This is a genomic window from Modestobacter roseus (assembly GCF_007994135.1).
GTDB lineage: Bacteria > Actinomycetota > Actinomycetes > Mycobacteriales > Geodermatophilaceae > Modestobacter > Modestobacter roseus.
In genome coordinates this window covers 2,426,757-2,448,823 of sequence record NZ_VLKF01000001.1, presented here as the reverse complement: position 1 = coordinate 2,448,823, position 22,067 = coordinate 2,426,757, and the positions used below count along the sequence as shown (strand labels likewise).

21 protein-coding genes are annotated in these 22,067 nt (G+C 73.9%); 15 read left to right on the top strand and 6 right to left on the bottom strand.

The features are described from left to right. Nucleotides 1–39: 39 nt before the first annotated feature. Nucleotides 40–1,071 (top strand): thioesterase domain-containing protein, encoded by a 1,032-nt coding sequence (locus tag JD78_RS22230; protein ID WP_341800134.1) that lies wholly within the window; start codon nt 40–42, stop codon nt 1,069–1,071. A gap of 26 nt (nt 1,072–1,097) precedes the next feature. Here the strand turns inward: JD78_RS22230 and JD78_RS11590 are convergent, their stop codons facing one another. From JD78_RS11590 to JD78_RS11570, 6 genes are all read right to left on the bottom strand, one after another. Further along, the gene (locus JD78_RS11590) at nt 1,098–1,724 is read right to left on the bottom strand and encodes a class F sortase (RefSeq protein WP_153357510.1); all 627 of its coding nucleotides are present in this window, start codon (nt 1,722–1,724) and stop codon (nt 1,098–1,100) included. A gap of 3 nt (nt 1,725–1,727) precedes the next feature. Next, nucleotides 1,728–2,447, bottom strand: a complete 720-nt coding sequence (locus JD78_RS11585) for a CHRD domain-containing protein (protein WP_208104086.1) — start codon at nt 2,445–2,447, stop codon at nt 1,728–1,730. A 73-nt stretch (nt 2,448–2,520) separates the two neighbouring features. Next, on the bottom strand, nt 2,521–2,883 hold the full coding sequence (locus tag JD78_RS22225) for a hypothetical protein (protein ID WP_243731151.1): 363 nt from the start codon (nt 2,881–2,883) through the stop codon (nt 2,521–2,523). Next, nucleotides 2,790–3,152, bottom strand: coding sequence for an anti-sigma factor family protein (locus JD78_RS22220; RefSeq protein ID WP_243731132.1), 363 nt, complete (start codon nt 3,150–3,152; stop codon nt 2,790–2,792). The genes JD78_RS22225 and JD78_RS22220 overlap by 94 nt, the downstream gene beginning before the upstream one ends. A 41-nt stretch (nt 3,153–3,193) precedes the next feature. Beyond that, nucleotides 3,194–3,739 carry a sigma-70 family RNA polymerase sigma factor gene (locus tag JD78_RS11575; RefSeq protein WP_153357516.1) on the bottom strand — a complete coding sequence of 182 codons (546 nt, stop codon included), beginning with the start codon at nt 3,737–3,739 and terminating at the stop codon, nt 3,194–3,196. Between the two features lie 80 nt (nt 3,740–3,819). After that, complete coding sequence (locus JD78_RS11570) at nt 3,820–5,766, bottom strand: S9 family peptidase (RefSeq protein WP_228394954.1); 1,947 nt, start codon at nt 5,764–5,766, stop codon at nt 3,820–3,822. A gap of 102 nt (nt 5,767–5,868) precedes the next feature. Here JD78_RS11570 and JD78_RS11565 point away from each other — a divergent pair, with 102 nt between their 5' ends. The 14 genes from JD78_RS11565 (at nt 5,869) to JD78_RS11500 (ending at nt 22,056) form a co-directional block, all read left to right on the top strand. Then, nucleotides 5,869–8,382 (top strand): DNA translocase FtsK, encoded by a 2,514-nt coding sequence (locus tag JD78_RS11565; RefSeq protein WP_153357524.1) that lies wholly within the window; start codon nt 5,869–5,871, stop codon nt 8,380–8,382. Between the two features lie 227 nt (nt 8,383–8,609). Further along, complete coding sequence (rimO, locus tag JD78_RS11560; RefSeq protein WP_228394955.1) at nt 8,610–10,136, top strand: 30S ribosomal protein S12 methylthiotransferase RimO; 1,527 nt, start codon at nt 8,610–8,612, stop codon at nt 10,134–10,136. 4 nt (nt 10,137–10,140) lie between these two features. Beyond that, on the top strand, nt 10,141–10,824 hold the full coding sequence (gene pgsA / locus JD78_RS11555; protein ID WP_153357527.1) for a CDP-diacylglycerol--glycerol-3-phosphate 3-phosphatidyltransferase: 684 nt from the start codon (nt 10,141–10,143) through the stop codon (nt 10,822–10,824). Then, nucleotides 10,821–11,363: a CinA family protein gene (locus JD78_RS11550; protein ID WP_153357529.1), complete on the top strand. Its 543-nt coding sequence runs from the start codon at nt 10,821–10,823 to the stop codon at nt 11,361–11,363. The genes pgsA and JD78_RS11550 overlap by 4 nt, the downstream gene beginning before the upstream one ends. A gap of 107 nt (nt 11,364–11,470) precedes the next feature. Continuing rightward, nucleotides 11,471–11,905: a helix-turn-helix domain-containing protein gene (locus JD78_RS11545; RefSeq protein ID WP_153357532.1), complete on the top strand. Its 435-nt coding sequence runs from the start codon at nt 11,471–11,473 to the stop codon at nt 11,903–11,905. Nucleotides 11,906–12,077: 172 nt separating this feature from the next. Next, nucleotides 12,078–12,875 (top strand): TetR/AcrR family transcriptional regulator, encoded by a 798-nt coding sequence (locus tag JD78_RS22215; RefSeq protein ID WP_228394956.1) that lies wholly within the window; start codon nt 12,078–12,080, stop codon nt 12,873–12,875. Nucleotides 12,876–13,062: 187 nt separating this feature from the next. Then, a complete protein-coding gene (locus tag JD78_RS11535) occupies nt 13,063–14,334 on the top strand; it encodes a DUF4032 domain-containing protein (protein ID WP_153357535.1) in 1,272 nt (423 codons plus the stop codon). 151 nt (nt 14,335–14,485) lie between these two features. After that, entirely contained in the window at nt 14,486–15,772 is a 1,287-nt protein-coding gene (locus JD78_RS11530; RefSeq protein WP_166521139.1) for an extracellular solute-binding protein, read from the top strand. Continuing rightward, complete coding sequence (locus JD78_RS11525) at nt 15,769–16,731, top strand: carbohydrate ABC transporter permease (protein ID WP_153357538.1); 963 nt, start codon at nt 15,769–15,771, stop codon at nt 16,729–16,731. Before JD78_RS11530 ends, JD78_RS11525 begins: the two co-directional genes overlap by 4 nt. Further along, nucleotides 16,731–17,564 (top strand): carbohydrate ABC transporter permease, encoded by an 834-nt coding sequence (locus tag JD78_RS11520; RefSeq protein ID WP_153357541.1) that lies wholly within the window; start codon nt 16,731–16,733, stop codon nt 17,562–17,564. The genes JD78_RS11525 and JD78_RS11520 overlap by 1 nt, the downstream gene beginning before the upstream one ends. A gap of 63 nt (nt 17,565–17,627) precedes the next feature. Further along, complete coding sequence (locus JD78_RS11515) at nt 17,628–18,890, top strand: ABC transporter ATP-binding protein (protein ID WP_153357544.1); 1,263 nt, start codon at nt 17,628–17,630, stop codon at nt 18,888–18,890. A 135-nt stretch (nt 18,891–19,025) separates the two neighbouring features. Continuing rightward, a complete protein-coding gene (pgi, locus tag JD78_RS11510) occupies nt 19,026–20,654 on the top strand; it encodes a glucose-6-phosphate isomerase (protein WP_153357547.1) in 1,629 nt (542 codons plus the stop codon). A 178-nt stretch (nt 20,655–20,832) separates the two neighbouring features. Continuing rightward, nucleotides 20,833–21,693 (top strand): PspA/IM30 family protein, encoded by an 861-nt coding sequence (locus JD78_RS11505; RefSeq protein WP_153357550.1) that lies wholly within the window; start codon nt 20,833–20,835, stop codon nt 21,691–21,693. Between the two features lie 171 nt (nt 21,694–21,864). Further along, nucleotides 21,865–22,056, top strand: a complete 192-nt coding sequence (locus JD78_RS11500) for a hypothetical protein (RefSeq protein ID WP_153357553.1) — start codon at nt 21,865–21,867, stop codon at nt 22,054–22,056. Nucleotides 22,057–22,067 lie beyond the last annotated feature (11 nt).

Below are 22,067 nucleotides of genomic sequence, written 5' to 3'. Positions count from 1 at the left end.
CGACCCGGTGCCGAACCTCGACGCCCTGCGCGACCCCGCGTGCGTGGCGGCCATCCGCGCCGCGGTCCCGGCGGCGGACCGGCCGGCGGCCGCCCGGCGGCAACCGCGGCGGGGGACGACGAGCTGCGCGCCGGGGTCGCCCGGGAGTGGTGTGCGGTGCTGGGCCTGCGCACCGCCGAGCCGCACGACGACTTCACCGACCTGGGCGGCACCTCCCGGCAGGCCGTGGACCTGCTGCGCCGGCTGCGCACCGAGCTCGGTGCCGAGGTGGGCATCGCGGAGTTCGCCCGCCAGCCCACGCTCGGCGGGCTGGTCCGGCTCGCCACCGCGGCCCGCGTCGCCGTCCCGGACGTCGTGGAGCTGATGCGCCCGGGCACCGGCCGGCCGGTGTTCGTGGTCGCCGACGCCTGGGGGCAGCTGAACTCCTACGCGGGGCTCGTCGGCCGGCTGGAGACGACGCGGCCGGTGTACGGGCTGCGCCTGGCGGTGACCGACGACGCGGGGGTGCGCCGGCCCGTGGCCGCGGTGGTCGACGACGCCCTGGCCGCGATCGGCGAGGTGCAACCGCAGGGCCCGTACAGCCTGCTCGGCTACTCGTTCGGCGGGTTGGTGGCCTACGAGGCAGCGGTCCGGTTCCGGGCAGCCGGTGCGGAGGTCTCCTCCGTCGGGCTGCTCGACGTGCTGCCGCCGGCGGTGAACCTGACGCCGGCCGAGCGCCGGGCCCACTCCTGGGCCGGTCGGGTGCAGACCGCCCGCTCCGGCACGAAGGTGCGCAAGGCGCTGGCCCGGCACCTGCCCGGCGGCCTCCGGCAACGGTTCGCCGACCCGGTGCAGGCGATGGTGCGGGGCCTGTTCGCTGCCGTGGAGGACCACGAGCTGTCCCGCTACGACGGCATGGTCACCTACTACCAGGCCCGCGAACGGCTGCCCGTGGTCGGCAACACGCTGGCCGCCTGGCTCCGGGTGGCCCCGCACCTGGTGATCACCGAGGTGCCCGGCGACCACTGGGACCTGCTTGCCGCCGAGCACCTCGACGAGCTGGCCGCCCGGGTGTCGGCCACGCTCCGCTGAACGGCGGGACGTGGCCGGCACCCGGGTCAGCCGATGCGCTCGGCGGTGACGACGAGGTTGTCCTCGTAGCTGCGGGCGCCGCGGTCGAAGTCACCGGTGCAGGTGATCAGCCGGAGCACGTCCTCGGTCGTGGCGGCGAAGACCGCCGCGGTCGGGAACTCGTCCTTGGGCACCTGCTCGCTGCCCGTCACCGCGTACCGCGCGACGGCACCGCCGGCGACGGTCACCTCGACCACGTCCCCGGGCACCAGGTCCCGCAGGTCGGCGAAGACCGCCGGCCCGGCGGTGGAGTCGACGTGGCCCAGCAGGACGGTCGGGCCCCGTGACCCCGGCCGGCCGCCGCCGGTGAACCACCCTGCGTCGTCGAAGTCCCGGGGCACCTCGGCCGTGCCGTCCCCGGCCAGGCCGAGGTCCACCAGGTCCCGCCGGACCCCGATCGCGGGGATCCGGACGGACTCCGGCTCCGGCACGGTGGCCGGGTCGAGCACCGGGGCGGCAGCCGCCACCGGCGCCTCCGGGGCCGTCGACGGGGAGCCGGCCGGCGTCGACTGCCCGCTGGGCGCCCCGGCCGCGGGAGGTCCGGCCGGCGCGCCGCACCCGCTGAGGGCGAGCAGCACGCCGCCGACCAGCAGGGTCCCGCGTCCGGGGCGCACGGCTCAGCTCCGGAGTGCGCGGCGGCGCAGTCCGAGAGCCGCGGCTCCGGCGAGGGCGAGCGAGCCGCCGAGCGCGGCCAGCGGCGCCCCGGACGGCCCGTCGCCGGCCGTGCCACCGGCGCCGGTGTCGATGCCCTCCACCGGCACCTGGGTCAGCTGCCCGCGCACCGCGCCCGAGGGGAAGGCCGCGGTGTGGTTGTCGGTGAAGAACGCCGCCGGGTCGGCCTCGATCTCGGCCAGCGAGAAGCCCTCACCGGTGTCGGTGCCCTCGGGGGCGAGGCCGGTGGTGAAGGGGCCCTGCAGGCAGCCGCTGCTGACCAGCTTCCCCGTGCCGTCGTCCTGCGGGTCGGGCAGCGCGATCCGCGGCGGGCCCGACTGGCCGCGCGCCGCCTCGTGGATGTGCGTGGAGGTCTTCGCCGGGCTCTGGTACGGCGGGGTCACGCCGTCGAGCGTGATGTCGTAGCAGATGATCTCGAGGTCGGAGTTGATCCGGTACATGAAGCTGCCCGAGGCGCCGGGCTCGCCGGGCGTGGGCACCCCGTCGGTGTCGACCACCATGTCCGGCGTGGCCATCGCGGTGAACGCGCTGGTGAAGGTCGAGGGCTCGGCCACCTCGGTCTCGGCGGAGGCGGTGCCGGCACCGGTGAGGACGAGGGCCCCCACCGCCCCGGCGACGACGGCGGTGCGGGTGGTGCGCGTGCGGGTCGGGCGCATGCGGGTCATGGCTGGCTCCTGCGGTCTCGGTGATCGGACAACCGGGTCTACGCAGCCCACCGCCGTCCCGTTCACCGCCGGCTCAGAACTCCGAACTGAGCACCACCGCGCCGCTGGCGTCGACGACCACGAAGCCCTCGGCGTCCGTGCGCAGCACCGGGGAGTTGAGGTTGCAGTCCAGCTCCGCCGGGCCGGTGCCGAGGAAGGCGCCGGCGGGTGCGGCGTCGCCGTCCTCCTCGAGGACGGCGACCCGGTAGACCTCCCCGGCGGTGAACCCCGAACCGGAGAGCTTCACCTCCACCCCCCAGGTGTGCGGCACGACGTCGGCGGTGGCGCTGATGTCCGGGTCGCTCACCTGCACGGCCACGCTCTCCAACGGTGGCGGGGGAGGCGTCGGGCGGACCAGCCAGCCGACCGCGAACGCCGCCGCGGCGGTGGCCAGCACGACGGCACCGGCAGCGAGCCGGGACCGGGGTGGACGGGGCGCCGTCCCGCGCCGGGACGGGGTGCCCTCCGCGGCGATGCGGGCGAGGACGGCGTCGGCCAGCCCGGGCGGCGGTGCGGGGGCTCGTCGAGACGGTCCGGGTCGACGTCGGCGAGCCGGGCGGCCACCGGGGTCAGCTCGGCCAGCTCGGCGCGGCAGGCGGCGCAGCCCTCGAGGTGCGCCCGGACGACGGCGCGCTCGTCCGCGGTCCCCGCCCCCAGGGCGTACACGCCCAGCTGCTCCCGCAGGGCGCGGTGCGCCTGCTCCTCGGTCACGGTTCCACCCCCATCTCCTCCATCGCCAGCCGCAGCGCCTTCAGGCCGTAGAACACCCGGCTGCGCAGTGTGCCCACCGGGACGCCGAGCTCCGCGGCCACCTCGGCGTGCGGCCGGCCGCGCAGGTGGGTCTCCACGATGGCGGCGCGGTGCTCGGTCCCGATCCGCCGCAGCGCCTCCTCGACCACCCACGCGTCGACCAGCCGCTCGTCCAGGCCGGGCCCGGGCGGCCCGACGTCGGCGTGCCCCGAGCCGTCGGTGAGCTCGCGCTGCCACGGCCGGGCCGCGCCGCGCCGCGATTCGTCGACCACCAGGTTCCGCGCGATGGCGAACAGCCACGTGCGCAGGCTGGCCAGGCCGGCGTCGAAGGAGTCCGCCGACCGCCAGGCCCGCAGGAACACCTCCTGCACGACGTCCTGGGCGGCGCCCTGGTCGCCGAGGTGCCGCAGGGCGAAGCGGTACAGCTCCGGGCCGTGGGCCGCGTAGGCGGCCGGGACGTCGAGACGGCACGGCTCGACCGCTCGCAGCTGTCGCCGCGCCATGGGCACCTCCCGGTCCGGACGTCGTCTCCCCGGGGTGTACGTCGCCCGAGCCGGATCGGTTCACCCGGCGCGGGGATCCGTCAGCCGCGGACGACGTCGATCGGGGTGATGCCCTCCTCGGCGGGCAGGTCGAAGCCGAGCACCTGGGCGTAGAACGACAGCTCGCCGTCGAGCGCGGCCCGGATGTTCTCCGCCTGCCGGAACCCGTGCTGCTCCCCGGCGAAGAGCAGGTAGGCGTGCGGTACGCCCTTCTCCCGCAGCGCGGCGACCATCATCTCAGCCTGCTCCGGCGGCACCACCCGGTCCTCGTCGCCCTGGAACACCGCCAGCGGGGTGTCCAGGGCGTCCGTGGCGTGGACGGGGGAGCGCTCGGCGTAGACGTCGGCCCCCTCGGGCCACGGCGCGACCAGCCCGTCGAGGTACCGGGACTCGAACGAGTGCGTGTCGGCGGCCAGCGCGGCCAGGTCGGCGACGCCGTAGTGGCTCGCGCCGGCCGCGAAGACGCCCGGCCGGAAGGTCAGCACGGCCAGCGTCGTGTACCCGCCGGCCGAGCCGCCGCGGATCGCCATCCGCGCGGGGTCGACCCGGTCCTGGCCGGCCAGCCAGCGGGCGCAGGCGACGACGTCGTCCAGGTCGGCCACGCCCCAGCGCCCCTGCAGCGCCTCCCGGTACCGCCGGCCGTAGCCGGTGGAGCCGCGGTAGTCGACGTCGGCCACGGTGAAGCCCCGGGAGGTCCAGTACTGCACGCCCAGCGACAGCACCGACGACGCGGCCGAGGTCGGTCCGCCGTGCACGAGCACCAGCAGAGGCGGGCGCTCGTCGTCGGGGCCGGTCACCCGGGGGTTGGTCGGCGGGTAGACCAGTGCGTGGGCGGAGGCCACCCCGCTGCCGCCGTCCTCGGTGGGGAAGGTGACGTGCTCCGGGCGGGAGAACCAGCCCGGGTCCAGCCCGAGGTCGCGGGCCGGGCGCAGCACCTCGGCCCGCCCGTCGGCCGACACCCGAAGCACCACCGGCTCCGACGTCGGCCCGCCGGCCACGCACACCACGCCGTCGCCGGCCGCCCGGAGCTGACCGAAGGACCCGTACGGGAGGTCGAGTTCGCGCAGCGTCCCGTCGGGGTCCCGCACCGCGAGCCGGTCGGCGCCGTCCCGGCCGTACGCCAGCACGACCCGGCCGTCGGGCAGCAGGGCGAACCGGCTCTGCCCGAACACCCACTGCGGGCCGGCGATGTCGCTCCCGACGCCGACGACCAGCTCCGGCCCGCCGCCCGGTGCCCAGCGGTACAGCGACCACACGTCGGTGCGGTCGGCGAGAAACCACAGCGCGCCGTCGGCGGCCCAGACCGGCTGCACCACCGACTCCGGCCGGGCACCCGACCGGCCACCGGCCACCACCGTCTCGCTGCCGTCCGGGCCGCGGACCACCAGCTCGGCGGCGTCCCACGGCATGTCCGGGTGCTGCCACTGCAACCAGGCCAGCGACCGGCCGTCGGGGGAGCGTCGTGGGTCGGAGACGAAGTCGCTGCCCGACACCAGCACCTCGACCGCGCCGTCGGCGCGCACCCGGACCACTTCGTGCACGACGTCGGCCGAGGCGCCGCCGGGGGAGTGGGTCTCCCGGACGGCCAGCACCCCGTCGCCGTCGGCGGAGAGGTCGGCGAAGCGGACCCCGGCCGGGAGGTCCGGCTCGCCGGTGACCGCCACCGGCTCGCCGCCCGCGGGCACCCGGTACAGCCGCTGGTCGGCGTAGGAGGTGAGCCAGACGGTGCCGTCGGCCACGGTCCACGCCCCGCCGCCGTACTCGTGCACCCGGGTCCGGGCGTTCCAGGGTGGGGGGAGCAGGTCGGTGGTCGTGCCGTCGGCGGCGCGGCGGACCAGCACGCTGCGGCCGCCCTCGCCCGGCCGCCCCTCGGCCCACCAGACGTCGTCCCCGTCGACGGCCACCTCGCCCAGCCGCGCGGAGGCGCGGACCACCAGCTCGGAGGTGATCGGGGTGGGCCAGCTGCCGTACGGGCGGGTCTCGGTCACCTCCGAGACGGTAGCCAGCCGGCACGTCTGGTCGGGAGCCGGAGGTGGACACGCGGGGCCAGGATCATCCACCTGCACCCCCCAGGCCATTACCGTCGACGCATGCCTGCTCGCGCGACGTCGAACCGGGCGCCGGCGCGTGGTGGGGCCTCCTCCCGCCCGCGCTCCGGCGGGTCCACGGCCAAGAAGCGCCCCCCGGCCAAGCGGGGCGGCTCCACGGCCGCCCGCCGCCCGGCGGCCAAGAAGAAGAACACCCTCAGCGGATCGCTGATGCGCGGCGCCGTCGGCGCCTGGTCGCTGCTGGCCCGCGGCGCCGGCGGGCTCGCCCGCTCCGTCGCCCGGCCGCCGGAGGCCGAGCCGCTGGCCCCGGAGCACCGCCGGGACGGCGTCGGCCTGTTCGTGCTGGGCCTGGCCATCGTGCTGGGCGCGGCGACCTGGACCGGCGGCATCGGCCCGGTGGGCGCGGGCATGGCCGACGGGGTCCGCTGGACCATCGGCGTGCTCACCGCGGTGCTGCCGGTCGTGCTGCTGCTGGTCGCGCTGCGCCTGCTGCGCCACCCCCCGCAGCCGGAGGCCCGGGGCAGGCTGACCATCGGGTGGATCTGCGTCCTCGCCGCCGTCGTCGGCATCACCCACGTGACCGGGCCCGACCTCAGCGACACCGACCGCAGCGGCGCCGGCGGCCTGCTCGGCTGGGCGGTCGGCACGCCGCTGGTGGCCGGTGTCGGCGACGTCGTCACCGTGCTGCTGCTCGTGCTGCTGGCCTTCTTCGGCCTGCTCGTCGTCACCGCCACCCCGGTGCACCAGGTGCCCGAGCGGCTGCGCGGGTGGGTCGACGAGAAGCTCGGCCGGGACACCGACGAGTACGACGACTACGACGAGCTCTACGACGACGAGCCGGAGGAGGAACCCGCCCCGCGGGCCCGCCGCGGGCGCAAGACCGCCGCGGCGGCGGTGCAGGACACCCTGGACACCGGCCGGATCGACGTCGGCGCCCTCGACGAGGCGCCGCTGGCGGTCGTGCACGAGCCGCCCCCGCCGGCGGAGCCGGTGCGCCGGCCGGCCGTCGTCGACCGCACCGCGCCGCCGGAGGACCTGCCGCCGATCGAGGAGCCCGAGCAGCTCCGGATCCAGCCGGTCGAGGGCACCTACACCCTGCCCTCGGTCAGCGTGCTGCGCCCGGGCACCCCGCCGCGGGCGAAGTCCAAGGCCAACGACGTCGCCATCGAGGCGATCACCGGGGTGCTCGAGCAGTTCAACATCGACGCGGCGGTCACCAGCTACACCCGCGGCCCGACGGTCACCCGGTACGAGATCGAGCTGGGCAACGCGGTCAAGGTCGAGAAGATCACCGCGCTGACCAAGAACCTCGCCTACGCCGTCGCCAACGACAACATCCGCATCCTGGCGCCGATCCCCGGCAAGTCCGCGGTGGGCGTCGAGGTGCCCAACACCGACCGCGAGACGGTCAGCCTGGGCGACGTCATGCGCTCCCAGGTGGCCAAGCAGGACCCGCACCCGATGCTGGTCGGCCTGGGCAAGGACATCGAGGGCGGGTTCGTCTGCGCGAACCTGGCGAAGATGCCGCACCTGCTGGTCGCCGGCGCCACCGGTGCCGGAAAGTCCAGCTGCATCAACTCGCTGCTGACCTCGCTGCTGCTGCGGGCCACCCCGGACCAGCTGCGGATGATCCTGGTCGACCCGAAGATGGTCGAGCTGACGCCCTACGACGGCATCCCGCACCTGATCACGCCGATCATCACCGACCCCAAGAAGGCCGCCACCGCGCTGGCCTGGCTGGTCGAGGAGATGGAGCAGCGCTACCAGGACATGCGGGCCACCGGGGTGCGGCACATCGACGACTTCAACAAGAAGGTCGAGCGCGGCGAGATCACCGCCCCGCCCGGCAGCGAGCGGGTCTACCAGCCCTACCCGTACATCCTCACCATCGTCGACGAGCTCGCCGACCTGATGATGGTCGCCCCGCGGGACGTCGAGGAGTCGATCGTCCGGATCACCCAGAAGGCCCGTGCCGCCGGCATCCACCTGGTGCTCGCGACCCAGCGGCCCTCGGTCGACGTCGTCACCGGCCTGATCAAGGCCAACGTGCCCTCCCGGCTCGCGTTCTCCACCTCCAGCCTCACCGACAGCCGGGTCATCCTCGACCAGCCCGGCGCGGAGAAGCTGATCGGCATGGGTGACGCGCTCTTCCTGCCCATCGGCGCGGGCAAGCCGATGCGCGTCCAGGGCGCCTACGTCTCCGACGCCGAGATCGAGGCGGTCGTCGAGTTCACCAAGCGGCAGGCCGAGCCCGAGTACCGGGAAGAGGTCTTCACCGCGGCGGCGGGCGAGAAGAAGGAGATCGACGAGGACGTCGGCGGCGACATGGAGCTGCTGGTCCAGGCGATCGAGCTCGTCGTCACCAGCCAGTTCGGCTCCACCTCGATGCTGCAGCGCAAGCTGCGGGTCGGCTTCGCCAAGGCCGGGCGGCTGATGGACCTCATGGAGAGCCGCGGCATCGTCGGGCCCTCGGAGGGCTCCAAGGCCCGCGACGTGCTGATCAAGCCCGACGAGCTGGAGTCCACGCTGTTCGTCCTGCGCGGCGGCGGAGGCTGAGCGCGTCGGCGGCCGCGGAGGGGGGCGAGGTCGTCGCCCGGCTCGTCCTGCGCGGCGGCGGAGGCTGAGCGCGTCGGCGGCCGCGGAGGGGGGCGAGCAGAAGGACCCCGCTGTCCCCCCACGCCTCGCAGGCTCGGCGCGGGACCCTGCAGCGGGGCCGGCAGGCGGGGACGAGCCACGCGGCCGGGGCGCGGGGGTGGGGGAGCGGCGGCGCCTACGATGGACCGGTGTCAGCTCTGCCCCGCTCCGTGCCCGCCGCCGCCCCGACCGACCGTCGGGCCGGTGGACAGCCGGACGAACCGCCGGCCGGGGCCGCCTCGCCGCGCCGGGTCGCCGTGGTCACCCTGGGCTGCGCGCGGAACGAGGTCGACTCCGAGGAGCTGGCCGGCCGGCTGGCCGGCGAGGGCTACCAGCTGGTCGAGGACGCCGACGACGCCGACGCCGTGCTGGTCAACACCTGCGGGTTCATCGAGAGCGCCAAGAAGGACTCCCTCGACGCGATCCTGGAGGCCACCGACTCCGGCGCCGAGGTGATCGCCGTCGGCTGCATGGCCGAGCGGTACGGCAACGAGCTGGCCGGGGCGCTGCCCGAGGCGACGGTGCTCGGCTTCGACGACTACGCCGCGATCGGCGACCGGCTCGACGACGTGCTGTCCGGCCGTCCGCTGGTGCCGCACTCGCCCCGCGACCGGCGCACCCTGCTGCCGATCAGCCCGGTCGCGCGCACCGCCGCGACCACCGGCTCCGACGCCCCGGCCATCCCCGGGCACGACTGGCTGCGCCGGCGTCGACTGGCCAGCGGCCCCTCCGCGGCGCTGAAGATCGCCTCCGGCTGCGACCGGCGCTGCGCCTTCTGCGCCATCCCGACCTTCCGCGGCGCGTTCGTCTCCCGCCCCATGGCCGAGGTGCTGGGCGAGGCCCAGTGGCTGGCGTCCGAGGGCGTCACCGAGATCGTCCTGGTCAGCGAGAACTCCACCTCCTACGGCAAGGACACCGGCGACCTGCGCTCGCTGGAGAAGCTGTTGCCGCAGCTGGCGGCGGTCCCGGGGATCGTCCGGGTCCGGGTCGCCTACCTGCAGCCGGCCGAGCTGCGGCCGGGCCTGCTGGAGGTCATCGCCGGCACCCCCGGGGTCGCGCCCTACTACGACCTGTCCTTCCAGCACTCCTCGCCGACCCTGCTGCGCCGGATGCGCCGCTTCGGCGGCACCGACGACTTCCTCGCGGTGATGGCGCGAGCCCGGTCCCTCGCCCCGGAGGCGGGCTTCCGCACCAACGTCATCCTCGGCTTCCCCGGGGAGACCGAGGCCGACGTCGCCGAGCTGGAGCGCTTCCTGGTCGAGGGCCGGCTCGACGCGGTCGGCGTCTTCGGTTACTCCGACGAGGAGGGCACCGAGGGCGAAGGACTGGACGGCAAGCTCGACCAGGCCGAGATCGACGCCCGCGTGCGGCGGATCACCGACCTGGTGGAGGAGCTCACCGCCCAGCGGGCGGAGGAGCGCATCGGCAGCACGGTCGACGTGCTGCTCACCGACGACCTGTCCGAGGTGACCGAGGCGGGCACCTGGGGCGGTCACGCCGCCCACCAGGACCCCGACGCCGACGGCACCACCACGGTCAGCGGGGTGCCGGCCGGCGCCGTCGCCGGCCAGCTGGTGCGCGCCGAGGTGGTCGACACCGACGGGATCGACCTGGTCGCCGTCGCGGTGACGCCGGCGCTCGCCGGAGCCTCGGCGTCCGCCGCGGCCGGGGTCTGACCACGTGAGCGCGGCGGTGCCCGAGGGGGCGGCCGACCCGGCCGCCACGCCGCCGCACTCCACGCGGCTGGTCAACCTCCCCAACGCACTGACGACGCTGCGGCTGGCCATGGTGCCGGTCTTCGCCCTGCTGCTGCTCACCGACGGCGGCATGGACGACGACCGCCGGGTGTGGGCGACGGTCTTCTTCGCCCTCGCGATCATCACCGACCGCTACGACGGGATGATCGCCCGCCGCACCAACCAGGTCACCGAGTTCGGCAAGCTCGCCGACCCCATCGCGGACAAGGCGCTGACCGGCACCGCCCTGCTGGGGCTGTCCATCCTCGCGCTGCTGCCCTGGTGGGTGACGGTGGTGATCCTGTTCCGCGAGCTCGGGGTCACCGTGCTGCGCTTCTGGGTGATCCGGCACGGCGTGATCGCGGCCAGCCGCGGCGGCAAGGCCAAGACCGTGCTGCAGGCCCTGGCGATCGGGCTCTACATCCTGCCGCTGAGCGGGGTGCTGGCGTCGGCCCGCTGGTGGGTGATGGCGGCGGCGCTGGTGCTCACCGTGATCACCGGGATCGACTACGTCTACCGGGCGCTCACCCTGCGCCGCACCAGTGCCCGGGCGATGCGCGAGGCAGCCGACCGGCGCGCCGGGGGTGGACCGCCCGGCGAACCCGGTCGCCGGGACACCGCGGCGTGAGCGCGCCGGCGGCCGACGACGCCACCCGGCTGCACGCCGCCCTGCTGGCCCGGGGTGAGACGATCGCGGCCGCCGAGTCGCTGACCGCCGGGCTGTTCTGCGCCACGCTGGCCGCCGTCCCCGGCGCCAGCGCCACGCTGCGCGGCGGCGCCGTCGTCTACGCCACCGACCTGAAGACGACGCTGGCCGGGGTGCCGGCCGAGCTGCTGGCCGCCGTCGGCCCGGTCAGCGAGCCCACCGCGGCCGCGCTCGCCGAGGGCATCCGGGAGCGCTGCACGGCCACCTGGGGGGTGGGGCTCACCGGCGTGGCCGGCCCCGACCCGGTCGACGGCCACGGTCCCGGGCGGGTCTACCTGGGCATCAGCGACGGCGTGCGGACCGAGGTGCACCAACTCGACCTGCCGGGGGACCGGGCGGCCGTGCGGTCCGGGGCGGTGGCCGCGGCCGTGCAGCGGCTGCTGGCGCGGCTGGACACCGGGAAGCCCGACGGTGGCGCAGGTGTTACGCCAGGAGCGGACGCGGCCCGACCCGGCGCGTGAGGGCGGGCACGTCCGCGTACCGTGGGCGCACGGCGTCCCCCGGCCCGGCCGGTCGACGCCGCAGCTGCTCGTTGCGACTGCTCGAGATGAGTGGACAGGAGACGGCCATGACGCTGCTGCGCACCCAGCTCGGCACCACCCTGCGGGGACACCGGCTGCGGCAGCGGCGCACGCTGCGGGACGTGTCCGGCGCTGCGCGGGTCAGCCTGGGGTACCTCTCCGAGGTCGAGCGCGGCCAGAAGGAGGCCTCCTCGGAGCTGCTGGCCTCCATCTGCGACGCCCTCGACGTGGAGCTCGCCGACCTGCTCGCCGAGGTGAGCCTGGAGATGCGGCTGGCCGAGCCCGGTGGTCGCACGGTCCGCCCGGTGGCGCTCCCGGTCCCCGGGGCGGCTGCTGACGAGGCCGGTGCGGCCGACGCCGCCGAGCCGGCGGAGCAGGTCGCCGTCGAGGCGCCGGTCGCCGAGCCCGCCCTGGCGCTCGTCGGAGGGGGACAGCCCGCCCGCGGTTCCCGGGCCTCCGGCGCGGTCTCCCTCGCCGCCTGAACCAGCCGCTCGACCGAGCCCCGCCGGAGTACTCCGGCGGGGCTCGTTCCGTGGTGGACCCCGACGCCCTCGACCGTCCACCAGTTGCCAGCGGCGGACGAACGGTGCGACACGAACAGCGCTCGGCGTCCACATCCTTGACCCAGTGCGACCGGGAAGGCACAAAGTGTCCATGTCTTCCCCGGGTTCCCGTTCCCCGCAGTCGCCGTCCGCCGCACCGCAGGCGACCCTCGCCGGTCGCGGCGCGGCCACCGTGCTGGAGGCCGACGCCGCCGAGGCCGCGGCCGCCGAGGCGGCGGTCTCCGGTGGGCAGCACCTGACCACGCCGGTCCCGGTCGGCGCGGGCCGCATCCAGCCCCCGGTCCCCGGCCACCACCTGACCGCGCCGGTGCCCGCGCTCGCCGTCGCCGTCCCGGCGCCCCGTCCGACGGCGCCGGCTGCGGCCCGCGACCCCCGCCGCGCGCCGATCCGCACCGGCTCCGCGATGAGCCGCACGCGGCGCGGCCTGCTCAACGGCGCCCGGACCGCCTTCGCCGAGCGGGGGGTGCGCAAGGCCACCATGCAGCACGTCGCGGCGGCGGCAGGCGTGGCCAAGGCGACGCTGTACAACCACTTCCGCACCAAGGACGACGTCGCCCAGGCGCTGATCGCCTTCGAGCTGGACCGGCTGGCCGCGCTGGCCGCCGAGCTGCCGCTCACCGTCGCCGTCCCCGCGCTGGCCGAGGAGGTCGGCGGGCACCCGGTGCTGCGCCGGCTGGCCGAGACCGAGCCCGAGACCCTCGTGCAGATGATGGCGCTGGACGCCGGGCGCTGGACCGACGTGGTCCTCACCCTCGCCCAGGCGCTGCGGATCTCCCGCCCGGAGGCGGAGCTGGTGTGCCGGTGGCTGCTCGGCCTGGTGCTGCAGCCGGGCACGGCGCCGGAGCGGGCCGCGCAGGCCGCGGTGATCACCGGCCAGATCCTGGGCTGAGCCGCTCCCGCTCCCGCCCCCGTCCCATCTGGCACAGGGGGCTTTGCACCCGGTCTCGCGGCTGGAACCGGGTGCAGAGCTTCCTGTGCCTCGTGGGCGGGCGGCGCCGTGGCATCGTGAGGCCAGGACGACGGCGTCCCGCCCAGCACCGGCCGATCCGCCGTCCGCACACCCTCTGGAGCACCTGATGCGGTTCCTCTTCCGCCCACCGGCCACCGAGGCCGCCGAGCTGCTGGCCCTGCCCTGGGACCAGCCGCTGGAGGAGTGGGACGAGAGCCTGCTGCTCGACGTCCCGCAGCGCGGCATCTCCCGGCACGTCGTGCGCTTCACCGTCGCCGAGGGCCGGGTGTACGCGCTCAAGGAGATCGCCGAGCCGCTGGCCCGGCACGAGTACGCGCTGCTGACCGAGTTCGAGGGGGAGGGCCTGCCCTCGGTCTCGGTGCTCGGCATCTGCGTCGACCGGCCGGACGGGCTGGAGGCGGTGCTGGTCACCCGGTACCTCGAGTACTCGATGTCCTACCGCTACCTGTTCTCCGGCGCGCGGGCCGGAGACTCGGCCGAGCGGTTGCTGGACACCCTGGTGCAGCTGCTCGTGCGACTGCACCTGGCCGGCGTCTACTGGGGCGACTGCTCGCTGTCGAACACCCTGTTCCGGCTGGACGCCGGGGCCTACACCGCCTACCTGGTCGACGCCGAGACCGCCGAGCGGCACCCGCAGCTGTCCCGGGGCCTGCGGACCTACGACGTCGAGCTGGCCCGGGAACGGGTGGGTGCCGAGCTGATGGACCTGCAGGCGGGTGAGCTGCTGCCGGAGGAGATCGACCCGCTGGAGGTCGCCAACTGCCTCCCCGAGCGCTACGAGGCGCTGTGGGACGAGGTGACCCGGGAGGAGGTCTTCCGGCTCGACGAGTCCGCCATCCGGGTTGCCGAGCGACTGGCCCGGATCAACGAGCTGGGCTTCGACGTCGGCGAGATCGAGCTGATCACCTCCGCGGAGGGTGCCCGGCTGCGGGTGGAGACCCGGGTCGCCGAGCCGGGGGAGAACCGCCGCGAGCTGTTCCGGCTGACCGGGCTGGAGGTGCAGGAGAACCAGGCCAGGCGGCTGCTCAACGACGTCCGCTCCTACCGGGCCTACCTCGAGCAGCGGGCCGGGGAGCCGGTGCCCGAGACGGTCGCCGGCCACCGCTGGCTGGCCGAGGTCTACCAGCCGGTGATCGGGGCGGTCCCCGAGGAGCTGGCCGGCCGGCTCGCCCCGGCGGAGGTCTTCCACGAGGTGCTGGAGCACCGCTGGTTCCTCTCCGAGCAGGCCGGCTTCGACGTCGGCACCTGGACGGCCGCCCGCTCCTACGTCCAGCACGAGCTGCCCCGGCTGCCCGAGGTGCTGACCACGCCGTCGGTCATGGCCCACCGTTCGGCGGTCGGCACGGCGATGGTCACCGGGGGGTCTCCGTCCGTTTGACAGCCCCTGTGGCCTGGGCCACTCTCCGAGATCCACGGCGATCATCGGATCGCCCCGGCGCCAACGGAGGCGGTGGACGGTGCGCGACGTTCGCAAGGTCGGTGTCGACGGAGAGCGGGCGGGCCCGGGGCGGGCGGCACACCGGGGGCGGTTGAGGCGCGGTCTGGGCGGTGCCGCCGCGGCCGTGGTGCTCACCTCGGCGCTCGCCGCCTGTGGCAGTGACGGGGGCGGCACGCCCACGCTGACCTGGTACACCAACCCCGACTCCGGGGGGCAAGCGGAGATCGCGGCGCGCTGCACCGAGGCGGCCGGGGGTCGGTACACGATCGAGACGGCGGTCCTGCCCCGCGAGGCGTCCCAGCAACGGGAGCAGCTGATCCGGCGGCTGGCGGCCAACGACTCCTCGATCGACATCATGAGCCTCGACCCGCCGTTCATCCCCGAGTTCGCCGAGGCCGGGTTCCTCGCGCCGGTGCCCGAGGACGTCGCCGAACGGGTGACCGAGGACGTGGTCGACAGCGCCATCGAGGGCTCGACGTGGGACGACGAGCTGGTCGCCGTCCCGTTCTGGGCGAACACCCAGCTGCTCTGGTACCGCGAGTCGGTCGCCGAGGCGGCCGGGCTGGACATGAGCGAGCCGGTCACCTGGGACGAGGTCGTGGCGGCGGCCCAGGAGCAGGGCGTGCAGGTCGGCGTGCAGGGCATCCGCGCCGAGGCGCTGACCGTCTGGTTCAACGCGCTCATCGAATCCGCCGGCGGCTCGATCATCCAGGAGAACTCCACCGACCCGTCGGCGATCGAGCTGGGTCTGACGTCCGAGGCAGGGGTCCGCGCCACCGAGGTGATGCAGATGATCGCCACCAGCGGCACGGCCGGCCCGGCGCTGTCCACGGCGAACGAGGACTCCACCGCAACCGCGTTCGAGGGCCCCGACGGCGGGTTCAACGTGAACTACCCGTTCATCTACCCCCGCGCCCTGGCCGCCGTGGAGGACGGGACCATGGACGCCTCGGTGCCCGAGGACTACGGCTGGGCGATCTACCCGCGGGTCGACGAGGACACCCCGGCCGCGCCGCCCTACGGCGGGATCAACCTCGGCGTCGGCGCCTTCAGCGACAACGTCGACCTCGCCTACGAGGCGACCGAGTGCATCACCTCGACGGAGAACCAGGCGTACTACTTCGTCAGCAACGGCAACCCGGCGTCGGACACCGCGGTCTACGACGACCCGGAGGTGCTGGAGCAGTTCCCGATGGCGCCCACCATCCGGGACTCCCTGGAACTGGCTGCCCCCCGGCCGCAGACGCCGTACTACAGCGAGGTGTCCGGGGGCATCCAGCGCGTCTACCACCCGCCGTCGTCGGTGAACCCGGAGCGGACGCCGGAAGAGGCCACCGAACTGATCAACGCAGTCCTGCGGAAGGAGGAGCTGCTGTGAGCACCACGACGCTGCCCCCGGCGGAGAAGACCACCCCGGTCTCCGCCCCCGACGGGAAGGCGAGCGACCGGACCCGCAGCGAGCGGCGGCTGGGCTGGTTGCTGGCCGGCCCCGCCCTCGTGGTCATGCTGCTGGTGACCGCCTACCCGATCGCCCAGGCGTTCTACGACTCGCTGTTCGACTTCCGGCTCACCGACCCGGACAACCGGTCGTTCACCGGGTTCTCGAACTACTTCGTGATCCTCACCGACTGGCTGTGGTGGCGGGCCATCCTGGTCACGCTGTTCATCACCGCGGTCACCGTCGCCGTGGAGCTGGTGCTCGGGTTCGCCCTGGCGCTGGTGATGGCGAAGGCGCTGAGCTCGATCCGTCCGGTGCTCCGCGCGGCGATCCTGATCCCGTACGCGGTCATCACCGTCGTCTCGGCGTTCGCCTGGCAGTTCGCCTTCGACATCCAGACCGGGTTCATCAACAGCTGGTTCGGCTGGATCCCCGGGATCGGTGCCGACACCGACTGGTTCGGTGGCACCTGGAGCTCGCTGTTCGTCATCTGCCTGGCCGAGATCTGGAAGACCACGCCGTTCATCTCGCTGCTCCTGCTGGCCGGCCTGGCCCAGGTGCCGGAGGTGCTGCAGGAGGCGGCGAAGGTCGACGGTGCGACCTGGTGGCAGCGGATGCGCAAGGTCACCCTGCCCAACATGAAGGCCGCGATCATGGTCGCGCTGCTGTTCCGCACCCTGGACGCCTTCCGGGTCTTCGACAGCATCTTCATCATGACCGGCGGCGCGAACGCGACCGAGTCGGTCTCGTTCCTCGCCTACCGGCAGACCATCTCGCGGCTGGAGATCGGCCTCGGGTCGGCGGTCTCGGTGCTGCTGTTCCTCGCGGTGGTGCTCATCGCGTTCAGCTTCATCAAGGGCTTCAAGGTCGACCTGTCGCAGACGAGGGGGGACAGCTGATGTCCACGAAGGAACGCACCTGGTGGATCGTCGCGGGCTTCGCCATCGTGCTGTACTGCCTGGCCCCGATCGCCTGGATCGTGTCGCTGTCGTTCAAGGCGCCCAGCGACCTGGCCAACGAGTCGTTCTTCCCGAGCAGCCCGACGACGGAGAACTACTCGCTGATCCTCACCGGCGGGGCCAGTGACCTGTTCCTGCCGGCGCTGCGCAACTCGTTCGGCATCTGCCTGATCGCGACGTTCATCTCCTGCATCCTGTCGATGTTCGCCGCCTACGCCATCGCCCGGCTGGACTTCCCCGGCAAGAAGTTCATCCTCGGCACCGCGCTGGCGGTGGCGATCTTCCCGGTCATCTCCATCGTCACGCCGCTGTTCAACCTGTGGCGGAACATCGGCCTGTACGACACCTGGCCGGGGCTGATCATCCCGTACCTGTCGCTGACCCTGCCGATCTCGATCTGGACCATGTCGGCGTTCTTCCGGGAGATCCCCTGGGAGATGGAGCAGGCCGCCCAGGTCGACGGCGCGACCACCTGGCAGGCGTTCCGCAAGGTGATCGTCCCGCTGGCCGCACCCGGGGTCTTCACCACGGCGATCATCGCGTTCTTCATCGCCTGGAACGACTTCGTCTACGGCATCTCGCTCACCTCCACCGAGGCGTCCCGGCCGGTGCCGGCCGCACTGGGTCTGTTCTCCGGCGCCTCGCAGTTCGAGGACCCGACCGGCGCCATCGCCGCCGCCGCGGTGATCGTCACCATCCCGGTCGTCGTCCTGGTGCTGCTCTTCCAGCGGCGCATCGTCGCCGGCCTCACCAACGGCGCCGTCAAGGGCTGAGCCGCCCGGTCAGCGCGCCATCCAGCGAACTGCATCCCCACCCCACGAAGGGAACGGACACCGATGGCCTCCATCGAGATGAAGAGCATCGTCAAGAAGTACGGCGACGGGTTCCCCGCGGTGAACGACGTCAGCCTGGACATCGCCGACGGCGAGTTCATGATCCTGGTCGGCCCCTCCGGCTGCGGGAAGTCGACCCTGCTGCGGATGATCGTCGGGCTGGAGGACATCACCAGCGGCGACATGGTCATCGGCGGCAAGCGGGTCAACGACCTGGCCCCGCGGGAGCGCAACCTGTCGATGGTCTTCCAGAACTACGCGCTCTACCCGCACCTGACGGTGTTCGAGAACATCGCCTTCCCGCTGCGGCTGTCCAAGGTCGACGACGCCGAGGTGCAGAAGCGGGTCAACGAGGCCGCCGACGTCCTGGAGCTGCACGAGCACCTGGAGCGCAAGCCGGCCAACCTGTCCGGCGGTCAGCGCCAGCGGGTGGCGATGGGCCGGGCCATCGTGCGCCAGGCGGAGGCGTTCCTCTTCGACGAGCCGTTGTCCAACCTCGACGCCAAGCTGCGCGGCCAGATGCGCACCGAGATCAGCCGGCTGCAGCGCCGGCTGGGCATCACCACGGTGTACGTCACCCACGACCAGACCGAGGCGATGACGCTCGGCGACCGGGTCTGCGTGCTGCGCAAGGGCAAGATCCAGCAGGTCGCCTCGCCGCGGGAGCTCTACGAGCAGCCGGTCAACCTGTTCGTCGCCGGCTTCATCGGCTCCCCGCCGATGAACTTCCTGCCCGCCACGCTGGACGACCGCACGCTGACGACGCCGTTCGGGCAGATCGAGCTCGACGAGCGCCGGGCCGCCGCCGTGGCCGGGCGCGACGTGCTGCTGGTGGGCATCCGGCCGGAGTACTTCGAGGACGCCTCGCTGGTCGACGAGGCGAAGCGGCCGCTGGGCTCGGTGTTCACCGCCCGGGTCGACGTCACCGAGTGGCTGGGCGACTCGCAGTTCGCCTACATCCCCTACGAGGCCCCCGAGGAGATCCGCGCGCAGCTGCGCGACCTGTCCCGCGAACTGGACGCCGAGGAGCTCCGTACCCAGGCGATCGTGTCCATCGATGCGACCAGCCGGATCCGGGAGGGGCGCGACGCGGAGTTCTGGCTGGACAGCCGCAAGGTGCACGTCTTCGACCCGGCGTCGGGGGAGAACCTCACCCGTGATGCCGAGGCCGGTGCCGAGCTGACCCGGATGGCCGCCCAGGACCGCGAGGAGCAGGTCGCCGACGCCCAGGGCTCGATCAGCGAGCGCAGCAACAGCGCCGCCTGACCCGGCTGCGGGGTCACCGGTTCCCCGGGTGGGGACCGGTGGCCCCGGTGCGGCATGCTGCCCCCGCAGCGTTTGTCCGGACCCGGTGGTGCACACCTGTGTCGGGACGGACCTCGGTCGACCCAGGAGGCAGCTTTGGACATCACCGCGACCGACGAGTGGGGTGCGCTCGCCGCCCACCACGCCACCATCGAGGGCGCGACCCTGCGGCAGCTGTTCAGCGACGACCCGGGCCGGGGCCACCGGCTCACCGGGACCGCCGGCGACCTGCACGTCGACTGGTCCAAGCACCGGGTCACCGACGAGACGGTGCGGCTGCTGGCCGCCCTCGCCGAGCGCGCCGGGCTGCCCGAGCGCATCGAGGCGATGTTCCGCGGCGAGCACATCAACACCACCGAGGACCGCGCGGTCCTGCACGTCGCGCTGCGCGCCCCCGCCGGCCAGGAACTGGTCGTCGACGGCCAGGACGTGGCCGCGGACGTGCACGAGGTGCTGGCGAAGATGCGCGGCTTCGCCGACCGGGTGCGGTCGGGGGAGTGGACCGGGCACACCGGCGAGCGGATCCGCGCGGTGGTCAACATCGGCATCGGTGGCTCCGACCTCGGCCCGGCGATGGCCTACACGGCGCTGGCCGACTACAGCGACCGCGGCCTCACCGCCCGGTTCGTGTCCAACATCGACCCGACCGACTTCGCGGAGAAGACCCGGGACCTGGACCCGGCGACCACGCTGTTCGTCGTCTGCTCCAAGACCTTCACCACCCTGGAGACGCTGACCAACGCGACGGCCGCCCGCGACTGGCTGCTGGCCTCCGGCGCCGACGAGTCCGCAGTGGCGAAGCACTTCGTCGCCGTCTCCACCAACGCCGACGCCGTCGCCGAGTTCGGCATCGACACCGAGAACATGTTCGGGTTCTGGGACTGGGTGGGTGGCCGGTACTCCTTCACCTCGGCCGTCGGGCTCGCGCTGATGGTCGCCATCGGGCCGGCCGGCTACGACGAGATGCTCGCCGGCTTCCACGCCGTCGACGAGCACTTCCGCCGCACCCCGCTGGCGGAGAACCTCCCGGTGCTCCAGGGCCTGCTCAACGTCTGGTACACGAGCTTCTTCGGCGCGCAGACCCACGCCGTGCTGCCCTACAGCCAGTACCTGTCCCGGCTGCCGGCCTACCTGCAGCAGCTGACCATGGAGAGCAACGGCAAGTCGGTCACCTGGGACGGCGAGCCCGTCAGCACCACCACCGGCGAGGTCTACTGGGGGGAGCCGGGCACCAACGGCCAGCACGCGTTCCACCAGCTGCTGCACCAGGGCACGTCGCTGATCCCGTCGGACTTCATCGGGTTCGGCGAGCCCAACCACGACATCGGCGACATGCACGACCTGCTGATGGCCAACATGTTCGCGCAGAGCGCGGCCCTGGCCTTCGGCAAGACCGCGGAGGAGGTCGCCGCCGACGGCACCGCCGCCGACGTCGTCCCGCACAAGGTCATGCCGGGCAACCGGCCGTCGACGACGATCCTCGCGCCGAAGCTCACCCCGTCGACGCTGGGGCAGCTGGTGGCCTTCTACGAGCACACCGTCTTCACCGAGGGCGTCATCTGGCAGATCGACTCCTTCGACCAGTGGGGCGTGGAGCTGGGCAAGGTCATGGCCCGCCAGCTCGCCCCCGCGCTGACCAGCGAGGACGCGCCGGAGATCGACCAGGACGACTCGACGGTCGCCCTGGTCGAGCACTACCGCCGGCTGCGCAACCGCCCCGTCTGACGCAGGCCCCGGCTGTTCCCGGGCGTGCCCCCGCGCACGCCCCGGGAACACCAGCACGACGCCCGGAGGGCTGCGGTGGCTGACCTCCGCGACCGACTGGGACGATGATCGATGACGACGTCGCCCGTGCCGCGCCCCACCGCCTCCCGGCGGGCCGGCGCGCCGGACAGGAGGAGCCATGCCCAACCCGTTCGTGAAGCTGTGGAAGTACCTGACGGCGTCGGCCAACCAGCAGATCGACCAGCGTGCGGACCCCAAGGTCCAGATCTCGCAGGCCATCGAGGCAGAGCAGCAGCGGCACCAGGCGCTGGCCAACCAGGCCGCCGCGGTGCTGGGCAACCAGCGTCAGCTGGAGATGCGGCTCAACCGGCAGCTGAGCGAGGTCGAGCAGATGCAGGCGTCCGCCCGGCAGGCGCTCGTGCTGGCCGACCAGACCCGGGCTGCCGGTGACGCGGCGAAGGCCGCCGAGTACGAGCAGGCGGCCCAGGCGTTCGCCACCCAGCTGGTCAGCGCCGAGCAGGCGATGGAGGACCTCAAGCGCAGCCACGACGAGGCGCTGCAGGCCGCCGAGCAGGCCAAGGGCGCGGTGGAGACCAGCCGGATGCGGCTGCAGACCACCCTCGCCGAGCGCACGAAGCTGCTGTCCCAGCTGGAGCAGGCCAAGATGCAGGAGCGGGTCTCGGACTCGCTGCGTCAGGTCAACGAGCTGTCCGCGCCGGGCAACACGCCGAGCCTCGGCGAGGTGCGCGACAAGATCGAGTCCCGGTACGCCAACGCCCTGGGCCAGGCGGAGCTGGCGCAGAACTCGGTCGAGGGCCGGATGCTCGACGTGCAGAAGGCGACCCTCGACGTGGCCGGCTCCTCCCGGCTCGCCGAGATCCGCGCCGCGATGGCCGGACAGCAGGGTGCCGGCGGCACCGGGCAGCAGGCGGTCACCGGCGGGCAGCAGGCCGCGGCCATCGAGCAGGGCACCGACGCCGTCCCCGGCACCGAGCAGCAGCCGGCCGCCCAGCCGGCCGAGCGGCCCGAGCAGGCCTGAGCCCGCACACGCAGGACACGCACCGCCCGGTCCCGGACGTCGTCCGGCACCGGGCGGTGCCGTGTCCGGTCCCGGATCGGCCCGCGGTGCGTCCCGGTACGGCACACTCGGCCCGACGCAGGCAGCCGGGCGAGGCAGCCGGGTGAGAGCACCCGGACCACGGAGGCGACGATGGGCACACTGGACCGCGGCCCCTGGGGCCGGGACGGGCGGCACGACCCGAACGGCGGGTTCCTGGGCGAGCAGGCGAGCGTGGGCAACGCGGCGGGCCCGGACCTGGCGGTCGCCCGGCTGATCCGCTGGCTCGGGCGCCGGCGCGATGCCCGTCGTGCGGGGCGTTCGCGGGACCGCTCCGGCGGGTGACGGTGCGCGGG

Coding starts and splice junctions, on each gene's coding strand:
- JD78_RS11585 (WP_208104086.1), bottom strand. CDS start 2,447: ATGACCCGCATGCGCCCGACCCGCACGCGCACCACCCGCACCGCCGTC.
- JD78_RS11575 (WP_153357516.1), bottom strand. CDS start 3,739: ATGGCGCGGCGACAGCTGCGAGCGGTCGAGCCGTGCCGTCTCGACGTC.
- JD78_RS11565 (WP_153357524.1), top strand. CDS start 5,869: ATGCCTGCTCGCGCGACGTCGAACCGGGCGCCGGCGCGTGGTGGGGCC.
- JD78_RS11545 (WP_153357532.1), top strand. CDS start 11,471: ATGACGCTGCTGCGCACCCAGCTCGGCACCACCCTGCGGGGACACCGG.
- JD78_RS22215 (WP_228394956.1), top strand. CDS start 12,078: ATGTCTTCCCCGGGTTCCCGTTCCCCGCAGTCGCCGTCCGCCGCACCG.
- JD78_RS11535 (WP_153357535.1), top strand. CDS start 13,063: ATGCGGTTCCTCTTCCGCCCACCGGCCACCGAGGCCGCCGAGCTGCTG.
- JD78_RS11520 (WP_153357541.1), top strand. CDS start 16,731: ATGTCCACGAAGGAACGCACCTGGTGGATCGTCGCGGGCTTCGCCATC.
- JD78_RS11515 (WP_153357544.1), top strand. CDS start 17,628: ATGGCCTCCATCGAGATGAAGAGCATCGTCAAGAAGTACGGCGACGGG.
- JD78_RS11505 (WP_153357550.1), top strand. CDS start 20,833: ATGCCCAACCCGTTCGTGAAGCTGTGGAAGTACCTGACGGCGTCGGCC.
- JD78_RS11500 (WP_153357553.1), top strand. CDS start 21,865: ATGGGCACACTGGACCGCGGCCCCTGGGGCCGGGACGGGCGGCACGAC.